Genomic DNA, 22,437 nt, shown 5'->3' with positions numbered 1-22,437 from the left:
ACACTTAAGTCTTAATTTTATCTATAAAAAACAATTGTCTGATTACAATTAATTGGTATCAACTTTTAATTAAAGATGATTTAATAGCCACATATTTGCTCAAAGGATTTGAACATGAAAACCCGTGTATTTATGCTGTCTCTTAGTACTCTACTGTTAGCTGCATGTGGCAGCTCAGAGCCAAAAAAAACACCTATTACAGAACCAGTAAATAACCCTCCTACAATTGAAGTGTCGTTTCCTGAGTCATTAGTCAGTCTTGATACTTTAACAGCTACAATCACCGCAAACGATCCAGATAATGATGCTGTGACGACTGAAATTACATTATTTGAAAACGACACAGCCCTTGCAACGGGTAATCAACAAATTGAGTATGAAATACCTTTTGCACAAACGAATAAAACCTTAACACTAGTAGCATCTGCAACAGATGACCAAGGTGCTATTACAACAGAAACTCACTTAATTGATATTCCTGCTGTCGATATTTCGTTTGAACTCCCGTTTGGCAGTTACTCCCAAAGGTACATTGATATTGAAGCGAATATCTCTAACCTGAATAGTGACAATGCAAGTGTGCGGTGGCAACTTACGAACTCTGAGTACGAATTTGAAACGATAGACAAAACTAAGCTGCGTTTTTATGCACATAAAAAATATACCGAGAATGCAAATTCAGGTAATGCAAACCTGCCTCAAGGAGATGGGTATTCAGAAACGTTAACCGCAATATTAAGTATTGAAGGTTCAGAATTTTTCCATGAATTTACTATATTGCCTGTTGAACAAATTCCTGAATGGCCACATCAAACATCAACTCTAAATTCTTCAGCTTCAGCCTCTGTAGTTAGTAATCAAGGTTCATTAAACCAAGTTGATACAACGCCCTACACTTGTTTAAATAATCAAGCCCAAAAGCCCACAACATTGTATGCATTCGACTTCAATAAAGACGGCAGGGACGATTATTACTGCGTATTCGACCTCACTAGGTGGTCGGAAGCATATAGTGATATTTACTTTTATTTATCCACTAGTGACGGTAATTACACAGAGCAACTTGTACAAACGAATATGGCTAGTGCACAGCGCTCTGCACTGATTTCATGGGACGATAACCTGCCAACATTTATTAGTATAGATAATCAAAAAAATATACTCGGCTTCGATTATGATGAAATCACAGAAAAAATCACACAAACAAGTACAACACCAACCAATGTAAGCGATATCGGCGACTCTATTATTACCCAAACAGACTTGGGTTTTACTCTTGCAATTGCCAATAAAACTTTTGACGTAATTAACTACGATAACTTCATTGACGTGCAGAGTTATTTGGTCTCTGACTCTAAATTAAAGTTGCAAAATGAATTTAAAGCCAGTGGATTGCAAGCCTCTATTTATTTTGAATCATTAACTTATTCAGATATCAATGATGATGGCATTAAAGAGTTGTTATTGTACTTCACTGAGAAGAACGAAACATGCCATTGTCCTGAATATGTCCACTTATTCGTTGCAGACAAAGAATTTACCAAAATTAATGATTTTGGTCAGTTTGAGCGCATACAAATGCTCGACATTGATAACGATGGTTCATTAGAGCTTGCAGGTACAGGTTTTAAAGAGGTTAATATTGGACAACTTAAAGCATCCAGCTTAAATCACCTCACACTAGATAGCGATGGGAACAAGGTAATAACCCAAGTTCAAGATTATTTTAATAACGACTTGTTTTTTTATTATTACTCTGTGTTTATAGATGAAAATATAGGGTTTAAAGTTTACATAAATTCATACGCCGTATGTAACGATTACTCCTATATCGCAATAGGTGACCACCTGTTAACCACGCAAAATAATACTTTCCCCTGCGAAAGCTACCCACTTGAAACTCTATTAGATATCGATGGAGATGGTGACTTAGATATAAAACTATCTAATGAACAAGGTTGGTTTGAAAATACCAACGGTTACCCAATTCAAGTAATTACAGAAAACTATCAAAAAGGACAAGAATAATGGTAAGAAAAGGACTTTTACTCACCCTACCGATATTACTTATCGGCTGTGGCGATTCAGATAAGAAAACTGAAACACCAAAACCAATTGAGCCTGTTAACCAAGCGCCAACGACAAACATTACACCCGTTGGTGATGTAGTAAATTTACAAACTGTCGAGTTTACCGCAGCTGCCAATGATGCCGATAATAACCTCGCATCCACTGAATTTTCTCTTTCCAGTAACGGCGAGGTTTTAGTTACTAGCGATACCACAAACGTTACTTACCAATTCCCTTATTCAGAGCTCGATGTTGATTATCAACTGAGTATTACCGCTACAGATAGTGATGGTCTCTCTGCTAACTCTGTGCAAGAGTTTACAATTCCGGCTAGTAACATAAGCATTAGAGCTTATGAACCGGTTGTGAGTTTACAAGAAGCTAATTTTGAAATTGAATTGAGTAATCTTGATACAAGTCAATTAGAAACATCTCTGACACTGCAATACCTTAACAACGATATAGCCAGTCATAAATCTAACTTAGTCTACAAATTTCCAATACATAAGGAAAAAACCCCATATCAACTAAAACTAGAAGTGTACAATGCTGGTCAAAAAATTATTGAAAATATTAGCTCATTTGAGATAGATCCAATTTCAGTATCGTTTGAACTACCGTTTAATAGCATTTCAATGCGTTATATTGATGTCATTGCTAAAGTAGAAAATATCGCTGAGAACAATCTGTCATCAAATCTCTTACTATCAAACCCTGAATATCAAATTGAAACATTAGCTTCAAATCACATACGTTTTTTTGCTCATAAAAAATACACAACTGATAATGGAAAAGAGAACAAGCCGCAAGGTGATGGGTATTCTGAAGAAATTTCAGCTCTTTTTACGTTTAACAACGAAGAATACACTTTTGATTTCTCTATTCAGCCTTTTCAGAGTGCACCTATTTGGCCAGTAAGACAATCTGCCACTAATTTACAGCACTTAAATACAAACAAGCCTTCAATTGACGTAGACAAATGCCTCAACGGTGATGAACATAATATTGAGCTATTCAAACACGATTTTAATGATGATGGTATTGATGATTTTTACTGTGTAGATGAATCAGGTTCTGACTACGTTCTTTATTTTTATTTGTCACAGGGAACAGATTCTTATCTTGAGCAAATAGTTTCGACAGACCTTTATCGAAACTATGCAAACTATCTATTAGCTAATCCTAATGATGAAAAGCCATATTTTCTTGCTGTTGACAGTCAACGCAACATCATGCTTTTTGAATATAATACTACTAACCAAAACGTAGAGCTAAAGAACATATTTCCCACTGAGAGTGAGCTTGGCTATAGCAAAGGTTTTTATTTTTCTGCTACAAATAACGGCTTTTTATTAGGTTTGACTTACCCTGAAAATGACTATGATGATTTATACGGTTACGCAGATTACACAATCTCAATATCTGATTTCACATATTTTGAAAACGACCTTATAGAAAATAAAAATATCATTCTTGAAAAAGTCGATTTTTCAAACTTTATTGAGCTCGCATACGATGATGTTAACGAGGATGGGATAAGCGAATTAGTATTTCACTTTTCAGATAAAGAGCTTGATGTAAAACCGAGTGAACGCCTAATATTAATTAATAATAATTTCTCAAAAAGTATCGACTTTGGTGAATTCCACACCATTTCGAGACAGAATATCGACGAAGATCCCTACCAAGAAATTATAGCTGAAGGGTTTGTTATTGTTGGTAGCAAACCGCTTGATTCATACAAACATTGGAAATCAACTGGCAAAAGTCATTTAACATTAAATGAACTTGGTGAAAAACAAGTGAACAAACTTGAGGATTTCTTAAATAATGACCTCTTCTTTTATTTCTACAGTATTGACTACCCAATAGATCCAAACAGCGACCTTGCCTTGTTAATCTATCAACCTTACAGCAACGAGAAAAACTCTCCACCTTACACAACGTTAAATAAGCATGTACTTATTAGAAACGAACAAATACCTATTGATTTAAAAGATAGGGATGCTGATGGTGACTTAGATTTAGTCATTGATAATAGTACTTGGATTGAGAACCCTAATGGTTACCCCATTCAAGCCATTATTGATAACTACCAGCAAACACAAAAATAAAAAGAAAGCCGCTTGATGATATTCATAAAGCGGCTTTTATAATCTTATTTCAATTAAAGCTTCTTAATATTATCCCCGCTATCGCGGTCAATAAGCTTCACAAATGGGTCAACACCGGCGAACTTAGGTAACTCTTTTACTTTCAGTTCGATAATGTTTTCACCCGACTTGATATTGTGCTTTTGTAAGTAAAGTACGGTGTTATCCGCTGATAAATCTTCAGGGTCTGCGCTGAATAAACCAATATCAACTTTATCGCTAAACTCTACTTCGGTTTCTTTACCTTTGCTGTCAGCGCGGTTAAGTTTGGCATCAATGGTTAGCGTTACTGTGTATAAGCCATTTTCATCTTGCTGTTCAGCAACTGCAACTTCCGTAGTTTTTAAATCGTATAAGCTGATGTGCTCAAACAAGTTACTTACGAATTGCTTTTCACTGTCATTTGCGTCTTGTGAAATGTATGCCATTAAATCAAGCGTTGTTGGGTAAGGCGTACTCTGATACTTAAACTCTGCTAAGAAATCTTTCAAAGCTTTGTTTAAACGCTCTTCGCCTAGACGGTCTTTTAACGACATCATTACCACAGAGCCTTTACGATAGTGAATGTACTGCTGGTTTTCACTGCGCATAAATGGCATTTCTTCCAGTGCTTCGGTAGTACGGCCACGTAAGTATCGGTCTAGCTCGTATTTTAAGAACTTACGGATTTTCTCTGCGCCATATTTCTTCTCCATTACCATTAACGCACTGTATTGCGATAATGCTTCAGAGATAATTGCGCTGCCTTGTACATTTGCCGCACCCACTTGGTGCCCCCACCATTGGTGAGCCACTTCGTGTGCTGTAACATAGTAAACAGGGTCAATGTTTTCAGGGTCACGTAAGTCAGTAATAAAACCAATTTCTTCTGAATACGGCACCGTATTAGCAAAGCTCTGTGCAAATGAGCGGTAACCTGGGAACTCAATGATGCGCATTTGTTTATGCTGGTAAGGGCCAAACGCTTCAGTGAAGTAATCAATCGAGTCTTTCACCGATTCAATCATACGATCCACATTCATTTCATGGGTTTTGTGATAGTAGACCTCAATATCAATTCCGTTATAGTTTTCCTTTTTCGCTTCTAAGCGCGCAGACATAATTGAGTAGAAGTTCACCATTGGCGCATCCATTTGGTAATGGAAAATACGGCGGCCGTTCTCTACTCGTTCTTCGGTTAAGTAACCCGGCGCAATTGCAAACTGATCTTCCGACGTTGAAATAGTCGCCTCGAAATCGATAAAGCCTGTACCTTTACCAAAGAAGCTTTCATTGTAATAACGGTCGTCTTCTAATTTATTGGCACGCTCTAATGGCTCTAAACCATGTTTGCGGCGCTTATGGCGGTCAACAATTTGGTAGCCCTCGTAGTAGCCGAAGTGAGGTAATAAATCACCGTTGTTAATAAAGGTACCATTATTCAGTAACGTAAAGTCCTCATTACCCGCTCTAAAGCCTTTATGCTCACGCACTACGCTTAACTTACCGCTGCGCGTTTCACCTGGCTGTAATGGCTTATCAAAAGTAAACCATGCAAGGCTGTAGGTTTTATCTAATTCACCTAACGCGCCACCAGCTAACTCTACTGAGTATTGCTCGGTGTAACGTGGCTTATGCACCATAAACTTCTCAATCGCCGTATCGCCCACATTGGTAAATTCAATATTGGCGGTCGCTTCGATTTTGCGTGACTCAGGGAAAATATCAGCGTTGATACTTACCTTAGTAATTACTGGAATATTGTCTTCTTTGTGCTGAACATACGCTTTTTCATAGCCTGCTTGCTCAAGTTCATAATCATCCTGCTCTTGATACACATGCAATACGCGAGTGTTTTGGTAAATGTAACTACCACTAGCAATAAAGATAATTAAACCAGCTGCAACGGTCGCTTTACCATAAACACCTAAATAATAAGGTACTAACTTGATACGTGCTTTAAGAGGTTGCTCAGGGCCGCGATGCCAAAGTGCATAGCTCAATGCACCTAAAACTAAACTTGCACCTAACCAATACAACATAAACCAGTTATGCGCTGTTAAGAAGTGACCATATTGGTTGATGTCTGAATAAGGCACGCTTGGCGCATCAGCAAATTGCCACATTGGATGACTAAAGCCAAAGTTAGAAAGTACTAATGTTCCAATGATGTACACCATAAACAAAAGCATACCGACATATTTGTTAGGGCTAATTACTTGAAGGAAGAATGCCATCACTACTGTCATCATCAATGGCACAAGGTTGATATAACCTAAACGGAATGCATACTGTGATAATTCAAAGTTGGTGTAGCCTTTAAGTGCTTGGTTAGCGACTGTAACAAACGTACCAAAGCTATATAGCAGTACGAAAACAAGTGCTATTGCAATGAATTTAGATAACCAAAAGGTAATGTTATTTACAGGCATGCTATCAATGATATCGCCCATACCTGAGTTGCGCTCACGCCAAACAACTTCTGCACTGTAGTAAGCTAATATCACCAGCATTAATAAACCGGTAGAGCCAGCCACTAATTGCACCATGGTTTGAGTAAGTGGCCAATTAGGCGTACCAAACATGCCCTGAGGGTCAAATAGAGGCGCCATTAACATAAAGCAGGTAATTAGACCTAAAATCAAAAATGGCGCACTAAAAATCACTTGTTTCACTTCAAAAAGCGTACGTGTTTTGAGGTGAGCAAGCGTATTAATACGCGGGCTATTTTTTATGTTAATACGGTTTGCAAGTGCTGATGTATAACTGTCATTTACCGCTGATTTTTCTGCTTTTTTTGCTTTTACTTTAGTTAATGTCAAACCGCGTTTAAAGCCGCCAAACAATGCCAAAATAGCAATCGCAGCCACCAGCCAAATTGCGCGGTTTTGCAGTAGTACACCACTTAACTCAATTGCAGAGTTATTCTTCTCATGCATTGTCCAGTAGCGGGTTACCTCAGCAAAAGCACTGTAGCCAAACGGGTCAATCAATGCTGCTAATTCGCGATATGCAGGTTCACTGGCAAATTGCACCGCCACGTTATAACCAATAAAGAGTGCCACAGCACTTAAATACACACCCATCATTGAGCGGAAGCGAATAGCAATCGCGTAAAAGATACAGGCGAGCACTAATAAAGTAGGTACAGATAAATAGAAGAAAGCAGTGAAGTAATGACTAAATACCGTTGGCCCTAGTCGCTCAACATCAACCCATCCTGCAGCTGCACCCAGTGTGGTACCCAAAAAAATACCCAGCGGCACAAACGCAAATACCGTTAATACTACAGCAAATGAGCCAAAAAATCGCCCTAGCTGATAGCTAACAGGGTTTATTGGCTTGGAATATAAAATCTCCGCCATTTTAGAGCTTTCATTACGGGTTGCCGTGCTTGCAACAAAGTTCACCACCAAAAAGATGGCAAAAAAGCCCAATATTAGTAGTGTTTGTGCGATAGAGAATGGGCCGTTATAAACCACATTACCGCCACCGCCAATTTGCACATTTTCAGATACAGTCGCAAAAAACGTCAGTAGAAAGAAAATACTGCTCGTAACAATAAACGAAGGTTGTCGAGTAAAGTAGCGCCACTCGAAGGCAAGCATTTTTAAAAACATATCGCCTCCTTACGCTGCATTTCGGTGTTGCAGTAGCGTTGAGAAATAAACATCTTCTAAGTTAGCCGGTGCTGCATCAAAACCTTCAGGTGGGTTTTCAGCCATTACATGCACAATGGTTTTACCAGCAAATAAGCGCTTTGAAATAAGTGGCATAGACGATTCAATTTCCTGTGCTTCATCAAGCGATACCGATTTTTTCCAAATCTGACCATTAAGCTGATCGGTAAGCGCTATTGGGTTACCCTCTAGTAAAATTTGACCCGATGCTAACACTGCCATATTCGGGCAAAGCTCAGATACATCTTCTACGATGTGTGTTGATAAAATGATAGCTTTTTCTTCACCTAGGCTTACTAATAAGTTGTGGAAACGGTTTCGCTCTTCAGGGTCAAGACCCGCTGTTGGCTCATCCACAATAATTAAATCAGGATCACCTAGCAGTGCCTGGGCAATTCCAAAACGCTGACGCATACCGCCAGAAAAACCGCTTACCGCTTTTTTACGATGCTGAAATAAATTAGTGTGCGCCAATAAACCTTCAACAGCCTCCTTACGTTCACCTTTACTTTCTAAGCCTTTTAAAATCGCCATATGGTCAAGTAATTCATACGCGCTAATACGTGGATACACACCAAAATCTTGTGGTAGATAACCTAGGCGTTTACGTAAACTTTGCGGATCGTTGAATACATCAATACCATCAAAGGTAATTTGACCAGCATCAGCTGTTTGAAGTGTTGCGATGGTGCGCATGAGTGATGATTTACCTGCGCCATTTGGTCCTAATAAACCAAACATGCCTTTTGGCACTTCGAGATTTACATTATTCAGTGCTTTTACACCGTTGTCGTACGTTTTTGATAACCCTGTTATTGATAACATTTGCGTTCTCTTTTTTGTTTATTGCCAATATTTCATCGGTCAGTCTAAGGAAAGTGAATGCAATATAACCATGTAAAAATGATTAAAGGTTAAATTCGGTGATTAACGGTTTGTTAACAAAAATACTGCTGTGCAAACTAATCAGCTGCTTTGCTGATAATAGTGGTAGTATTTTTTAAAAGGGAAAATCGGATACAACTTACTGTTACAGCTCTATCCATATTTAACAAAAAAGCCGCCAATCTAAATGATTAGCGGCTTTGCACATAATAGTGGGCGTATTATGTATATGGGATAAACTTATGCTACTTGCTGCGTGCCATCAGCGTGGCGAATTAAATAATCAAATGCACCTAAACTTGCTGTTGCCCCACTGCCCATGGCAATAATAATTTGTTTAAATGGGGTAGTTGTCGCATCACCCGCAGCGTAAACACCTGGCATTGATGTAGCGCCTTTATCATCAATAACAATCTCACCAAATGGGGTTAATTCGATACTACCTTTTAAGAATTCAGTATTTGGAATTAAACCAATTTGTACAAAAATACCCGAAAGTGAAAGGCTATGTGCGTCACCAGAAACACGATCCGTATAGTTTAGGCCAGTTACTCGTGTGCCATCACCGATAACTTCGGTAGTTTGCGCATTTTTAATAATTTCAATATTATCTAGGCTGTTGGCCTTTTTGATCAACACTTCATCCGCACGTAACGTATCAGCAAACTCCAATACGGTAACATGCTCAACAATATTAGCTAAATCGATAGCGGCCTCGATGCCTGAGTTACCACCGCCAATCACAGCCACTTTTTTGCCTTTAAATAGCGGGCCGTCACAGTGCGGGCAGTAAGCAACACCTTTACCACGATATTCTTGCTCGCCCGGTACATTCATTTCACGCCAGCGTGCACCCGTTGCCAAAATCACGCTTTTACTCGAAAGTGTTGCGCCACTTTCCAGTGCCACTTCAACGTTGCCAGACTTACCTAAGGTAACCGCTTTTTGCTGGGTAATAATATCAACATCATAGTCTTTAACATGCTCTTCAAGCTGTGCCACCAGTTTAGGGCCTTCAGTTTTTTGCACCGAAATAAAGTTTTCAATGCCAACAGTATCTGCCACTTGGCCACCAAAGCGCTCAGCCACAATGCCTGTCTTTAACCCCTTACGCGCCGCGTAAATTGCTGCGGAAGCACCTGCAGGCCCACCACCAACTACAAGTACATCAAATTCATCTTTTTGTGACAGTAGCTCGGCTGTTTTTTCTGCTGCGCCATCATCCAGCTTATTGATAATGTCACTGAGTGTAAGTGCACCTTGGCTAAATAGCTCACCATTTAAATACACGCTTGGTACGGCTAAAATGTTGCGCTCTGACACTTCATTCTGGAACAGTGCGCCATCGATCATAGTAACCGTAACATTCGAATTTAAAGCCGCAATTGTATTAAGTGCTTGCACAACTCCCGGACATGTTTGGCAACTCAGCGAAATATACACTTCGAAATTAAGTGTACTTTGCAGCCCCTTAATTTGCTCCACTTCCAGCTCACTTGCTTTGGTAGCAACACCACCTGTATGTAACAGTGCCAAAATTAAGCTTGTAAATTCGTGGCCCATTGGCACACCTGCAAAATTAATTTCGGTGCCTCTTTTCGGTGAACGAATTGAAAGCATTGGTTTGCGCTCAATTGTATCGTCTTCACGAATTAAAAAATGCTCACTTAGGCCTAACAAATCATTTGCTAATGCTTTAACTTCCTGTGATTTTGTACTGTCATCTAAGGCAATAACCAGCTCTACAGGGTCGACAATACTGCTAAAATGGCTCTGTAATTGTGTTTTGATATTGTTATCTAAAATACTGTTCATGATGATCATTCCTTAAATGACATTAATCGGTAAAACTTAGTTACTGCCTGCTTAAAGCAGGCAGTAAAAGTAAGACAAGTTAGATTTTGCCAACTAAGTCTAATGAAGGAGCAAGTGTTTCAGCGCCTGGCTGCCATTTTGCAGGACACACTTCACCATCATGTGATGCTACATATTGCGCAGCTTGAATTTTACGAACAAGTTCAGCTGCATCACGGCCAATACCTAAATCGTGAGTTTCGATAACTTTAATCTCACCTTCTGGGTTAATTACAAATGTACCGCGTAGTGCTAGGCCTTCTTCTTCAATCATTACACCGAAGTTGCGAGTAATGCGGCCAGTTGGGTCACCAATCATTGGGAACTGGATTTTCTTAATTGTGTCTGACGTGTCGTGCCACGCTTTGTGCGTAAAGTGTGTATCAGTTGATACTGAGTACACTTCAACACCCATTTCTTGCAACTTGCTGTAGTGATCCGCTAAGTCGCCAAGTTCTGTAGGGCAAACAAAGGTAAAGTCTGCTGGGTAAAAGAAAACAACCGCCCACTTACCTAAAACGTCTTTTTCAGAAACTTCAACAAACTCACCATTGTGGTATGCCATTGCGTTGAACGGTTGGATAGTTGTATTGATTAACGATGTGCTCATAATATTTCTCTCTCTATAATGTAATTAGTCATCGGAAAAATTAATTAATGCTTTCCGATTGGCTTGATATATAGATTAAGAAATTCAATTAAAAAGATAAAACAGATTAATTTGATTACTGTAATCGATTTTTAAGAACATCATAAAGTGATCGATTTTAATCTGCTAATTAATGACTTTCATTAGCACTATCATCACACTTAATTTTTTGCTCGCCATAAAAGTAGATATTATTTACTAAGGTATAAGAACCCGATAACAGACCAGATACCGGAATGATTATGGGAGACAGTACAAACCCAGACACGCTGTAGAAAGTATTAGTTGCTTTCGCAACATCAACCACTTTTAGTGTTTTCTTGTCACTAGAAAGCTCACAGCGCAATTTTGCAACACGGGTTGCTTCTTTATCTGTAACAGGAAACACCACACAAGCAGAAAGCAAAGAAAGTAATATTAAAAGCAGCATCGTTCTCATAGTCGACTCCATGATTTATAAGATTTTTTACTATAGCGAATGCAAGCTAATGTGACTGTAAGTATCTGTAAAAGCAAATTGATGGTTAACTATTTTTCACATTGACCACCAATAACACTTAAAAATATTTGCACCTAAGTGATACCAAGGATATAACAAAAATAAAAAAGGAAAAATTATGCAAGATCATCAATCAGTACCACTCACAGACTTTATCGAATACTCTCAGGAAGAGATGTTAAATCGGGCACAAACCTTTTTAGATACCAGTAAACGTCGCCATTCTATTCGTTCGTTTTCAAATAAGCCTGTACCAAAAGAAATAATTGAAACCTGTATAAAAGTAGCCGCAACCGCACCAAGTGGTGCAAATCATCAACCATGGCATTTTGTAGCCATCAACAGCATGGATGTTAAAAAGAAAATAAGAGAAGCTGCCGAAGATTTAGAACGCTCTTTCTATCAAGGGCGTGCGGGTGAAGAATGGCTCGATGCACTAAAACCTCTTGGCACTGACGACCAAAAACCTTATTTAGAACATGCCCCTTGGCTAATTGCCATATTTAGCCAGAAGAAAGGCGGTATTCATGTTGAAGACAAGAACACCAATTACTATGTACATGAAAGTGTGGGTATTGCCACTGGGTTTCTAATTCAGGCTTTGCACCATAGCGGTTTAGTTACACTCACCCATACCCCAAAACCCATGAGTTTTTTAACCGATATTTGTGGCAGAAACAAAGATAATGAGCGACCCTATATGCTAATTATTGCAGGATACCCAGCCGAAAACGCAACGGTTCCTGAGCATGCGCTAGTTAAAAAAGACATTACTGAGGTTTCAAGCTTTTTATAATGAAAATACAACCAGGAAAATACCAGCACTTTAAAGGTAACTTTTACCAAGTCATTGACACTGTTACTCATAGCGAAACACAAGAAACGCTTGTATTGTATAAACCACTCTATGGCGAGCAGGCGCTGTGGGTAAGACCAATTGAAATGTTTGTAGAAGAAATAGAGCGCGACGGAAAAGTGTTTAAACGTTTTACCTTGGTAGAATAAGAGCCGTAGTGGCATATAGACAAAATAAAAAAACGCTGCAATTGCAGCGTTTTTTTATTTAAAGCTAGTTAGTGAATAAATCAAAAATATTGCCTAAGGTGCTTGTCTTTCCTCGGTAAAACTCAGTGTAAGTACAGTTTTTACATACTACCGCGGTAAACTTCCTATTTTGCATATCAAAGATTTTTGACCAGCCACTACCCGTTGTGGCTATTTCATCTGTGTCATAGCTTTCGCACTGACACTTAGGGCAAGACCAATTCGCCATACACCCTCCTATTTATTATTTCTTTTTACCATCCATTGACCATAAAATGCTTTGGTCTGCACCCATTACGGTTGTTGGCATTTGACCGTTCCACTGCTGTGCACGCATATAATCAACAAGTGTCGCATTTGCTTTAATTGCTTCAGCTTTCTTTTGAATCGCTTGCGCTTCTGCAAGACCTTTAAGCTTTATTGCCTCAGCTTGTGCTTCTGCTTCTACGCGAATCGAATATGCTTGACCATCGGCTTTTGCTTTAGCCGCATCACGTTGCGCCATTGCCGTGTTTACTTCACGCTGAGCTTCAAGTTTTTGGCGCTCTAAACGGTGCATTTCTGCCGCCGCTAGGTTTTTCTCAGTTTGTTTGGTTTCAATTGATTGAATGTACTTTTGCGGTAACACTAAATTCTCTAACTGAGCCGAGTCTAGTTTTACTGGGTACTCTTTCATTTCTTCAACTAAAAGCTCTTCAATCTGTGCAATTACCTGCGAGCGATTCTGAATTAGCTCTTCTGCTTTATATCGCGCCAGTGCATCTTTTGTCGCAGAGCGCAGTTTTGGATCGAGAATTCGGTTTTCAAATTGACTTAAACCACCGTAACTTTTGAATAGCTCAAATGCTTGTTCGCGCATTACCGTCCAGTTGATCGATACTTCAGCTGTCACCGGCATTTGCTCGTGTGTTGATGCATTTAATTTTTCAACATTTTTGCGGGTACGGATCTCCAGCACCTCAACATCATCAACAAACGGTATTTTAGTATGTAGACCTGGGTTTACTTGTTCTTTTGCTTCACCAAAACGTTTGATAATACCAACGTGACCTTCATCAACTGTGTACATCGCTGAATAAATCAGTGATAAACCGACAACACCAACAATCGCACCTACGATTGGCCCTTTCTTCTTTGGTACTGCCATTGTTAAATCTGGTAAATCATTTTTATCATTCAACATACTTGTTACTCCAATGTATTAAGTGACACAAACAGTAACAAATAATTACCTTAATTGGGCAAATAAATGATTTTAGGTCTAACGCCATGCCAAACGGAGTTAGACACTTTTAAAAGGTAAATAAACCAATTTAACTAAATTTAATCGCTTTTAGCTTCATTTTTCAGGCTCGAATAAAATAGCTTAGTAACGCGTTCTTCGGGCAACCAATTGGAATAAGTGAGATTTAAACTAGCAAGTGGTTTGAGTGCCAAAACTTGCTCTAGACTTTTGCTATCCGCCATAGCATTTAGCATTAGCTGTTTAGCATTTTTTAACAGCGCTAGGTACGACTGCAAACCTTGCTTAGAGGTTACCGGACCATGCCCAGGAATAATTTTAGTATTATCATTCACTTTTGAAAGCACATCAGTTACCGCATTGATAACACCGTCTAACGAGCCCCCACTATCTACATCAACAAACGGTAGACTTTTTAAATTAAAGAAGATATCCCCCATGTGTACTGCGTTGGCTTTGTCATAGAAAATAACCGCATCGCCATCGGTATGTGCATTGTGATAATGCCATAGCTGCGCATGCTCGTTGTTAAAGTGCAGTGTCATATCTTTACCAAAGCTAATTACGGGTAGGTACTTTGAACCTTCGCCATACTTGTCTTTTAAGCGCTTGTATACATTGTGATGCGCAATTACATGGCTTCCCGCATTAGCAAAGTTCTCATTACCGCCAGTATGATCGCCGTGATGGTGAGTATTAATAACGAACTCTGGCGCTCCATCTTGTAACTTGCTAATTTGCGCCTTAATACCATCACTTAATTTAGCAAACTGGTCGTCTACAATATAAATACCATCTTCCCCGCTGCTAATGGCTATATTGCCACCTTGCCCATATAGCACGTGTAAATTATCTGACAGCTTTTCAAGTTTAAACTCTACGTTTGAAGCAACAACTGGCAAGCTTAGACAACCCATTAAAAACAACAGTAGTAACGTTAATTTATTCATAACAAGGCCTTTTGGTTTTTATGCTTCTACGAGTTTTAGCAACTTATGGTTTAAAAAAACAGCAAAAATAATTCTTGACGAAATTGATTACAACTGTAATTCTTATGTTAGTTTTAATTACACGTGTAATCTTTATGGATATTAGTAATTCTGAATTTGAAGTGCTGCAAGCACTATGGCGAGTTCACCCAGCCGACGCGCAAACGGTTGTCGATGAACTTAATAAAGAAAAAGACTGGCACGAAAAAACGGTCAAAACCCTACTTGGTAGAATGGTAAAAAAAGGCGCAATTAGTTTTGAAAAAAATGGCCGCAGTTATATTTACTCTCCGGTGTTGGAAATTGAAGCATATCAAGTACAAGAAAGTGAAAGCCTGATTGAGCGTTTATTCAATGGCCGCATTGCGCCATTGGTTACAGGCTTTGCCAAAAATAAAAACTTAAGTAAGCAAGATATCGATGAGCTAAAGCATTTGATCGATAAATGGGAAAAAAATAATGATTGATTGGCTAATAGAGCAGCTTTGGCCGTTAAGCTTAGCCATTGTCTGCGTATTGCTGTGTAGTAAGTTACTCCACAGTTTTTTAAGCGCTAAGTTTCAGTATACCTTGTGGCTGTTAGTTCCACTTGTGCTCATCTTAAATAACTTACCCATTTCTAATAGTTTATCGTTAGAAACTGAGTTGCATCGCTATGTGGTGTCAGTAAAAACGCAATCTAAGTCATTGGATATTTATGGTTTTGTTAGCATGATTTGGCTACTTGGGTTTAGCTTAATGGCTTTCCTTGTTATCTACGAACACGTTTCAATTGGTAAAAAGTTTAATAAAAACAAACAGTTTAGCCATAAAATAAACAGCCACTTACCAGTTTACTATAGCGACTCAGTGAATAGTCCTGTGCTTTTTGGCTTACTCAAACAGCGCCTTTTTATCCCCCGTGACTTTCATGCAAGTTACGATACCGAGCAAGCAAAACTTATTTATCAACATGAATGGGTTCACTACACGCGCCAAGACAACTGGAGCAATGCATTTGCTATCGCACTACTACTTATATTTTGGTTTAACCCTCTTTGCTGGATCGGTTACAGCCAGTACAGAAAACAACAAGAAGTTGCCTGTGATGCTGCCGTATTAGCTCACGCAAACAGAACACAGCGAATAGCATATTGTCGCGCTTTAATTGCATGTGTTTCTGACAACCATAACTCACTTTCTAGTTACAGTTACTACATGGAGAAAAGTACGATGAAACAACGTTTAAACACAATTCAAAAAATGCCAAAAGGCAATGTTATTGTAAATGTATTGCTTAGCTTAGTACTATTTGCAGGGCTCACTAGTGTAGCCTTTGCTAAATACGGCGAAGGCACTAAAGAATACAGCAAAGAAGAAGCACAACCTATTGTACGCATTGAACCTGTATATCCTAAACAGGCCGCAGATCAGGGGATTGAAGGCTCGGTAGTATTAGGGTTTACTTTAACAGCAGATGGTCAAACAGATAACGTTAAAGTTATATCTGCTGAACCAAAAGGAATATTTGATCGCGAAGCAAAACGCGCATTAAAACAGTGGAAGTACACACCTACAAAAAACACTAACAAACAACACCTAGTACAATTAGACTTTGCTCTTTCGGAAGAATATAAATCAAAGGATTTAGTTGAACGTATCAAGGTAAGCTCACACTAATTCCCAAGAACTATTGCTTTGTAGCAGAAGCGATTGTTAAAAGGGTATCATATGATGCCCTTTTTTACGTTTACCTTTTCTCAAAGTCGATGCGATGCACTATTTCACCTGGTAACAAAGGCGTATTCTTTTGTTCAATATAGTCATTGTAACCTGCTCGATAATAAGGCGATAAAGGGTGGCCGCTTTGCCCGCCTGGCAGAGTTAAAATCGCTTTTTGCTCTAATCCTGGTTGCACAAATAAGCGCTGTGATGCGCCAAAACTAGTCCCTTGTACAGCTGGCATAAAACTATCGCCAAATGCTGGTGTTTTAGGCATATCAAGTAACTTACTTAGTAGTGGGATCTGTTCACTAAACGGGTGCTGTATATTAAGTTCGTTTACAGCTCCCCATGTTAATTGATTTAAAGATCCACTATCGCTTCCAGTGTGCTTATTGAGCAAGTCGCTTTTCATATTGATATATGTCGTGCTTAATAATTCTGGCCATGAAGCTACACTTGGCGGCAACCATTGATCGGTAAAACTATTTATTAATTGCCATGCTGCAGGTTCGAGATCGTTCTTAATTGGTGCTAATGTTAGCCCTTCTGCTCTTAATTGCGTTTCAATTGGGGAGAACAGCTTATTTATCAATGCCGAGCGATACCGTCTAACCAAGGTGTACCCTACAGAATCTGCACATGCGCATTCACCCCAATTTTCAACTAACTTGATATCTTGTGCATACTTTTCAGGCGATAAGTTGAGCACCTTAAGCAATAGCGCTTGCCATGGTTTTAAAAATATCGCTTGGTTATCAAGTTGAATTTGATAAAAGTCGTGTTCACTAAATTGTTCCTTTTCAAATAAGCGCTGCTGTATTTGTTTAGCACGAGCACCTAAAGCGTACCCTCCGTTGCCATAACGCTTATCTTGTTCAACACTCACTACTCTGCTATTTCCGCTCCATAAACGATTATTCTCTGGATTTACCATAAAAGGAACGTCTACTGCATCGTATTGCCAATTGGTATCAAATACTTCAGGTTTAATTGCAATTTCAGTTGGCGTTGTGCGCGCAGGAATAGCACCGGTTGCTTGCCATGCTGCATTACCCAAACTATCGGTGACTAACATGTTCTGTACCGGTATACCGATCGTTTTTGCAATCGATAATGCCTCTTCAACATTCGTTGCGCGCTCTAAGTTCATTAACTCCATGTCGACTGCGTAATCTTGATGAGCAACCCATTTCAGCGCATATTTCTTGCCTGCGATATGTTTTACAGGACCAAACTCACTTTTTTCAAGCGAATACATATATTCTTTATCTGGCGTAACTATGCGCTCATGAATTGTCTTCGTCTCTTGTGTTTCATCCAGTGCAATCCAATCTGCTGTATCGATATATGCATTTGTAAATCCCCAAGCGACATGACCATTTGTCCCAACAACAACAGCCGGTGCTCCTGGTAAGCTAACCCCTGTTATTTGATAGTTCTTATCGTTTTCAACATAGTTAAGTTGGGTGCGGTACCAAATAATCGGCACGGCTAGCCCTAAATGCATGTCATCTGCTAATAATGCATTACCAGATTCAGTTAACCTACCAGTCACAGCCCAGTTATTACTGCCAATATCTTTAGGTTCATGAATTTCATGCGTTACATTAGTAAACAGCGATTTATTAATTGATGGAATTGCATACTCAACTAATTCAAACTCTGAGCCATCGAGTGCTGCTTGATATTGACTTGGTTGAGTTAAGAAGCCAACCATCTCACTGCCAAATTGTTCAGCAATATAAGTAAGAGTTAAATCGCGATTAAACGTTTTTGATTGTAAATCGAGATACATACTGAAAATTACAAGCAAGCTGTCTTCAGGTAGCCATGGCTTGCGACTTGCACCTGTTAATAAATATTCAAAGCTTGAGTAAGGTGTATGGCTTTGCGCCAAATTAACACCTTGCGCATAACGTTTGAGAATTTCCGTATGCTCTGTTGGTAGACTTTTAAGAATTTCTTTACTTCGCTTTCTAAATTGGTGAAAGCGCATTTTTTTATCCAAGCCTACCGCTGCTTTGCCAAATAATTCCGAAAGTTCACCAGCAGCGTTGCGACGCAGTAAGTCCATTTGAAAGAAACGATCTTGTCCGTGCGCGTAGCCTAATGTAAACGCAGCATCTTTTCGTGATTTAGCATTGACCACAGCGTGGCCTAACGCATCGCGTTCCAAAGAAGTGTTATTTGATATATCAGAAACCTGTGTTTTACCCGATAACTCAGGTAAGCTCAAAGTGAGTATCCCATAAACAGTTGCAGTGGCGACTAATGCAGCAATAATTAAGAATAATGAAAGCCATTTTATTATTTTTGTCATTTGCTTCCCTTTTTTAGCAGGACTTATTTAGTGTAACTAGGCAGTCAATTTTATAATCGCATAGTTATATGTTGTCCAGTTTAACACTCAACAATTAGTTAGCCAGCGCAAATCAGATTAAAAAAACAGCAAAATAACTATACAAAAGACAGAAAATATTACTATACTGTTTAGCGTATACTGATTTTCATCTTTCCATTGTCTGATCTGCAAAAAGCTGGTTTTCTCCTCCAGCTTTTTTCTTGCCCAAAGAATAATAAACAACGGTTCATAAAGACGATATTAAACCACTAGAGCAATTAACTTCGGTAGGTTTTGATATCGACCCACAAACCCGTCATATGATGAAGAGACTGATAAATATGAATAATAAGCACAGCATTATTATCGACCCAACAGTGATTTTTTCACCGCAAGAAGAAGCCGAGATAGCTTAGACTCAAGGGTTCAGGGTTCAGGGTTCAGGGTTCAGGGTTCAGGGTTCAGGGTTCAGGGTTCAGGGTTCAGGGTTCAGCAATATTCTGAAGTCTAGCTGCTTAATTCTAAAATTCTTTAGTGCCTCAAACGCAAAAAAGCCTCAACATAATGTTGAGGCTTTCTTTTAATTAGGAGCTTGGCGATGTTCTACTTTCACATGGGCGAACCCACACTATCATCGACGCTGTTTCGTTTCACTTCTGAGTTCGGCATGGGGTCAGGTGGTTCCAAAACGCTATAGTCACCAAGCAAATCTGGTTGACTTAAGAGCTTGTCTTAAATCTAAATCTGGAAAGCTTTTTTTAAGTAAATGTCTACTTTAGTATCTTAATCTATTCAACTTCTGCGGGTTATAAACCACTTTGGCGTTGTATGGTTAAGCCTCACGGGTAATTAGTACGAGTTAGCTTAATGCCTCACAGCACTTCCACATCTCGCCTATCAACGTTGTAGTCTTCAACGGCCCTTCAGTTAACTCAAGTTAAAGTGAGAACTCATCTCGAGGCTCGCTTCCCGCTTAGATGCTTTCAGCGGTTATCGATTCCGAACGTAGCTACCGGGCAATGCAATTGGCATCACAACCCGAACACCAGCGGTTCGTCCACTCCGGTCCTCTCGTACTAGGAGCAGCCCCTCTCAATTCTCAAACGCCCACGGCAGATAGGGACCGAACTGTCTCACGACGTTCTAAACCCAGCTCGCGTACCACTTTAAATGGCGAACAGCCATACCCTTGGGACCGACTTCAGCCCCAGGATGTGATGAGCCGACATCGAGGTGCCAAACACCGCCGTCGATATGAACTCTTGGGCGGTATCAGCCTGTTATCCCCGGAGTACCTTTTATCCGTTGAGCGATGGCCCTTCCATTCAGAACCACCGGATCACTATGACCTACTTTCGTACCTGCTCGACGTGTCTGTCTCGCAGTTAAGCTTGCTTCTACCATTACACTAACCGTACGATGTCCGACCGTACTTAGCAAACCTTCGTGCTCCTCCGTTACTCTTTGGGAGGAGACCGCCCCAGTCAAACTACCCACCAGGCACTGTCCACAACCCCGATTCAGGGGCCTATGTTAGAACATCAACACTACAAGGGTGGTATTTCAAGGACGGCTCCACACAATCTAGCGACTGTGTTTCAAAGCCTCCCACCTATCCTACACATGTAGGGTCAATGTTCAGTGCCAAGCTGTAGTAAAGGTTCACGGGGTCTTTCCGTCTAGCCGCGGGTACACAGCATCTTCACTGCGATTTCAATTTCACTGAGTCTCGGGTGGAGACAGCGTGGCCATGGTTACACCATTCGTGCAGGTCGGAACTTACCCGACAAGGAATTTCGCTACCTTAGGACCGTTATAGTTACGGCCGCCGTTTACCGGGGCTTCGATCAAGAGCTTCGCCGAAGCTAACCCCATCAATTAACCTTCCGGCACCGGGCAGGTGTCACACCCTATACGTCTTCTTTCGAATTTGCAGAGTGCTGTGTTTTTAATAAACAGTCCCAGCCACCTAGTCACTGCGACTCCCGTCCGCTTAGAGAGCAAGTCTCATCACAGATAGGAGCGTACCTTCTCCCGAAGTTACGGTACAATTTTGCCTAGTTCCTTCACCCGAGTTCTCTCAAGCGCCTTAGTATTCTCTACCTGACCACCTGTGTCGGTTTGGGGTACGATTCGAAATAATCTGAAGCTTAGAGGCTTTTCCTGGAAGTATGGCATCAACAACTTCCACTCCGTAGAGTGTCGTCTCGTATCTCAGCCTTAGAAACCCGGATTTGCCTAAGTTTCCAGCCTACATACTTTCACATGGACAACCAACGCCATGCTTGTTTAGCCTGCTCCGTCCCCCCATCGCAATTATTCCAAGTACGGGAATATTAACCCGTTTCCCATCGACTACGCCTTTCGGCCTCGCCTTAGGGGTCGACTCACCCTACCCTGATTAGCATGGGATAGGAACCCTTGGTCTTCCGGCGAGCGGGTTTTTCACCCGCTTTATCGTTACTCATGTCAGCATTCGCACTTCTGATACCTCCAGCATACCTCCCGGTACACCTTCAACAGCTTACAGAACGCTCCCCTACCCCGCGAATAAATTCGCAGCCGCAGCTTCGGTGGTATGTTTAGCCCCGTTACATCTTCCGCGCAGACCGACTCGACCAGTGAGCTATTACGCTTTCTTTAAAGGATGGCTGCTTCTAAGCCAACCTCCTGGCTGTCTGGGCCTTTCCACATCGTTTCCCACTTAACATACACTTTGGGACCTTAGCTGGCGGTCTGGGTTGTTTCCCTCTCCACGACGGACGTTAGCACCCGCCGTGTGTCTCCCGGATATTACTTATTGGTATTCGGAGTTTGCAAAGGGTTGGTAAGTCGGGATGACCCCCTAGCCTTAACAGTGCTCTACCCCCAATAGTATTCGTCCGAGGCTCTACCTAAATAGATTTCGGGGAGAACCAGCTATCTCCCGGTTTGATTAGCCTTTCACTCCTAGCCACAGGTCATCCGCTAGCTTTTCAACGATAGTCGGTTCGGTCCTCCAGTCAGTGTTACCTGACCTTCAACCTGCCCATGGCTAGATCACCGGGTTTCGGGTCTATACCCAGCAACTAAACGCGCAGTTAACGCTCGCTTTCACTACGGCTCCCCTAAATGGTTAACCTCGCTACTGAATATAAGTCGCTGACCCATTATACAAAAGGTACGCAGTCACAGAACGAATCTGCTCCTACTGCTTGTACGTATACGGTTTCAGGTTCTATTTCACTCCCCTCACAGGGGTTCTTTTCGCCTTTCCCTCACGGTACTGGTTCACTATCGGTCAGTTGGGAGTATTTAGCCTTGGAGGATGGTCCCCCCATATTCAGTCAAAGTTTCACGTGCTCCGA

At 40.4% G+C, this 22,437-nt stretch carries 15 protein-coding genes and 2 rRNA genes (1 of these 17 running past the window's edge); 6 read left to right on the top strand and 11 right to left on the bottom strand.

All coding sequences use genetic code 11. The annotated features are described in order from the left end of the window. Positions 1-114: 114 nt before the first annotated feature. Entirely contained in the window at positions 115-2,028 is a 1,914-nt protein-coding gene (locus tag PSPO_RS00435) for a hypothetical protein (RefSeq protein ID WP_010562257.1), read from the top strand. Continuing rightward, complete coding sequence (locus tag PSPO_RS00430; RefSeq protein ID WP_010562256.1) at positions 2,028-4,184, top strand: Ig-like domain-containing protein; 2,157 nt, start codon at positions 2,028-2,030, stop codon at positions 4,182-4,184. The genes PSPO_RS00435 and PSPO_RS00430 overlap by 1 nt, the downstream gene beginning before the upstream one ends. 53 nt (positions 4,185-4,237) lie before the next feature. Here the strand turns inward: PSPO_RS00430 and PSPO_RS00425 are convergent, their stop codons facing one another. The 5 genes from PSPO_RS00425 to PSPO_RS00405 all read right to left on the bottom strand — a co-directional run bounded on the left by PSPO_RS00425 (position 4,238) and on the right by PSPO_RS00405 (position 11,709). Next, positions 4,238-7,822: an ABC transporter permease/M1 family aminopeptidase gene (locus tag PSPO_RS00425; RefSeq protein ID WP_010562255.1), complete on the bottom strand. Its 3,585-nt coding sequence runs from the start codon at positions 7,820-7,822 to the stop codon at positions 4,238-4,240. A gap of 9 nt (positions 7,823-7,831) precedes the next feature. Beyond that, positions 7,832-8,707, bottom strand: coding sequence for an ABC transporter ATP-binding protein (locus PSPO_RS00420; RefSeq protein WP_010562254.1), 876 nt, complete (start codon positions 8,705-8,707; stop codon positions 7,832-7,834). Positions 8,708-9,007: 300 nt separating this feature from the next. Continuing rightward, a complete protein-coding gene (ahpF, locus tag PSPO_RS00415) occupies positions 9,008-10,573 on the bottom strand; it encodes an alkyl hydroperoxide reductase subunit F (protein WP_040641304.1) in 1,566 nt (521 codons plus the stop codon). Between the two features lie 88 nt (positions 10,574-10,661). Then, complete coding sequence (ahpC, locus tag PSPO_RS00410; protein ID WP_010562252.1) at positions 10,662-11,231, bottom strand: alkyl hydroperoxide reductase subunit C; 570 nt, start codon at positions 11,229-11,231, stop codon at positions 10,662-10,664. Positions 11,232-11,400: 169 nt separating this feature from the next. Continuing rightward, on the bottom strand, positions 11,401-11,709 hold the full coding sequence (locus PSPO_RS00405; RefSeq protein ID WP_010562251.1) for a hypothetical protein: 309 nt from the start codon (positions 11,707-11,709) through the stop codon (positions 11,401-11,403). A gap of 178 nt (positions 11,710-11,887) precedes the next feature. On the opposite strand from PSPO_RS00405, the gene PSPO_RS00400 reads away from it, so the two are divergent. Further along, positions 11,888-12,565: a nitroreductase family protein gene (locus PSPO_RS00400; RefSeq protein WP_010562250.1), complete on the top strand. Its 678-nt coding sequence runs from the start codon at positions 11,888-11,890 to the stop codon at positions 12,563-12,565. Next, on the top strand, positions 12,565-12,774 hold the full coding sequence (locus PSPO_RS00395) for a DUF1653 domain-containing protein (RefSeq protein WP_010562249.1): 210 nt from the start codon (positions 12,565-12,567) through the stop codon (positions 12,772-12,774). The genes PSPO_RS00400 and PSPO_RS00395 overlap by 1 nt, the downstream gene beginning before the upstream one ends. Positions 12,775-12,838: 64 nt before the next feature. Here the strand turns inward: PSPO_RS00395 and PSPO_RS00390 are convergent, their stop codons facing one another. The 3 genes from PSPO_RS00390 to PSPO_RS00380 form a co-directional block, all read right to left on the bottom strand. Beyond that, positions 12,839-13,042 (bottom strand): zinc ribbon domain-containing protein, encoded by a 204-nt coding sequence (locus PSPO_RS00390; protein ID WP_010562248.1) that lies wholly within the window; start codon positions 13,040-13,042, stop codon positions 12,839-12,841. 15 nt (positions 13,043-13,057) lie between these two features. After that, positions 13,058-13,996: an SPFH domain-containing protein gene (locus PSPO_RS00385; RefSeq protein WP_010562247.1), complete on the bottom strand. Its 939-nt coding sequence runs from the start codon at positions 13,994-13,996 to the stop codon at positions 13,058-13,060. Positions 13,997-14,136: 140 nt separating this feature from the next. Beyond that, entirely contained in the window at positions 14,137-15,006 is an 870-nt protein-coding gene (locus PSPO_RS00380) for an MBL fold metallo-hydrolase (protein ID WP_010562246.1), read from the bottom strand. A 104-nt stretch (positions 15,007-15,110) separates the two neighbouring features. Here PSPO_RS00380 and PSPO_RS00375 point away from each other — a divergent pair, with 104 nt between their 5' ends. Continuing rightward, a complete protein-coding gene (locus PSPO_RS00375; protein WP_010562245.1) occupies positions 15,111-15,512 on the top strand; it encodes a BlaI/MecI/CopY family transcriptional regulator in 402 nt (133 codons plus the stop codon). Next, on the top strand, positions 15,505-16,704 hold the full coding sequence (locus PSPO_RS00370; RefSeq protein WP_010562244.1) for a M56 family metallopeptidase: 1,200 nt from the start codon (positions 15,505-15,507) through the stop codon (positions 16,702-16,704). Before PSPO_RS00375 ends, PSPO_RS00370 begins: the two co-directional genes overlap by 8 nt. Before the next feature lie 70 nt (positions 16,705-16,774). On the opposite strand, the gene PSPO_RS00365 is transcribed toward PSPO_RS00370, so the two are convergent. From PSPO_RS00365 to PSPO_RS00350, 3 genes are all read right to left on the bottom strand, one after another. Continuing rightward, entirely contained in the window at positions 16,775-19,069 is a 2,295-nt protein-coding gene (locus PSPO_RS00365) for a penicillin acylase family protein (protein ID WP_010562243.1), read from the bottom strand. A 611-nt stretch (positions 19,070-19,680) separates the two neighbouring features. Beyond that, a 5S ribosomal RNA gene (gene rrf / locus PSPO_RS00355) occupies positions 19,681-19,795 on the bottom strand. Positions 19,796-19,918: 123 nt separating this feature from the next. Next, positions 19,919-22,437: ribosomal RNA gene (locus PSPO_RS00350) — 23S ribosomal RNA — on the bottom strand; it runs 362 nt beyond the window's last position.

Source organism: Pseudoalteromonas spongiae UST010723-006 (assembly GCF_000238255.3).
In the GTDB taxonomy this organism is placed as follows: domain Bacteria; phylum Pseudomonadota; class Gammaproteobacteria; order Enterobacterales; family Alteromonadaceae; genus Pseudoalteromonas; species Pseudoalteromonas spongiae.
This window is presented reverse-complemented; position numbering and strand designations above follow the sequence as displayed.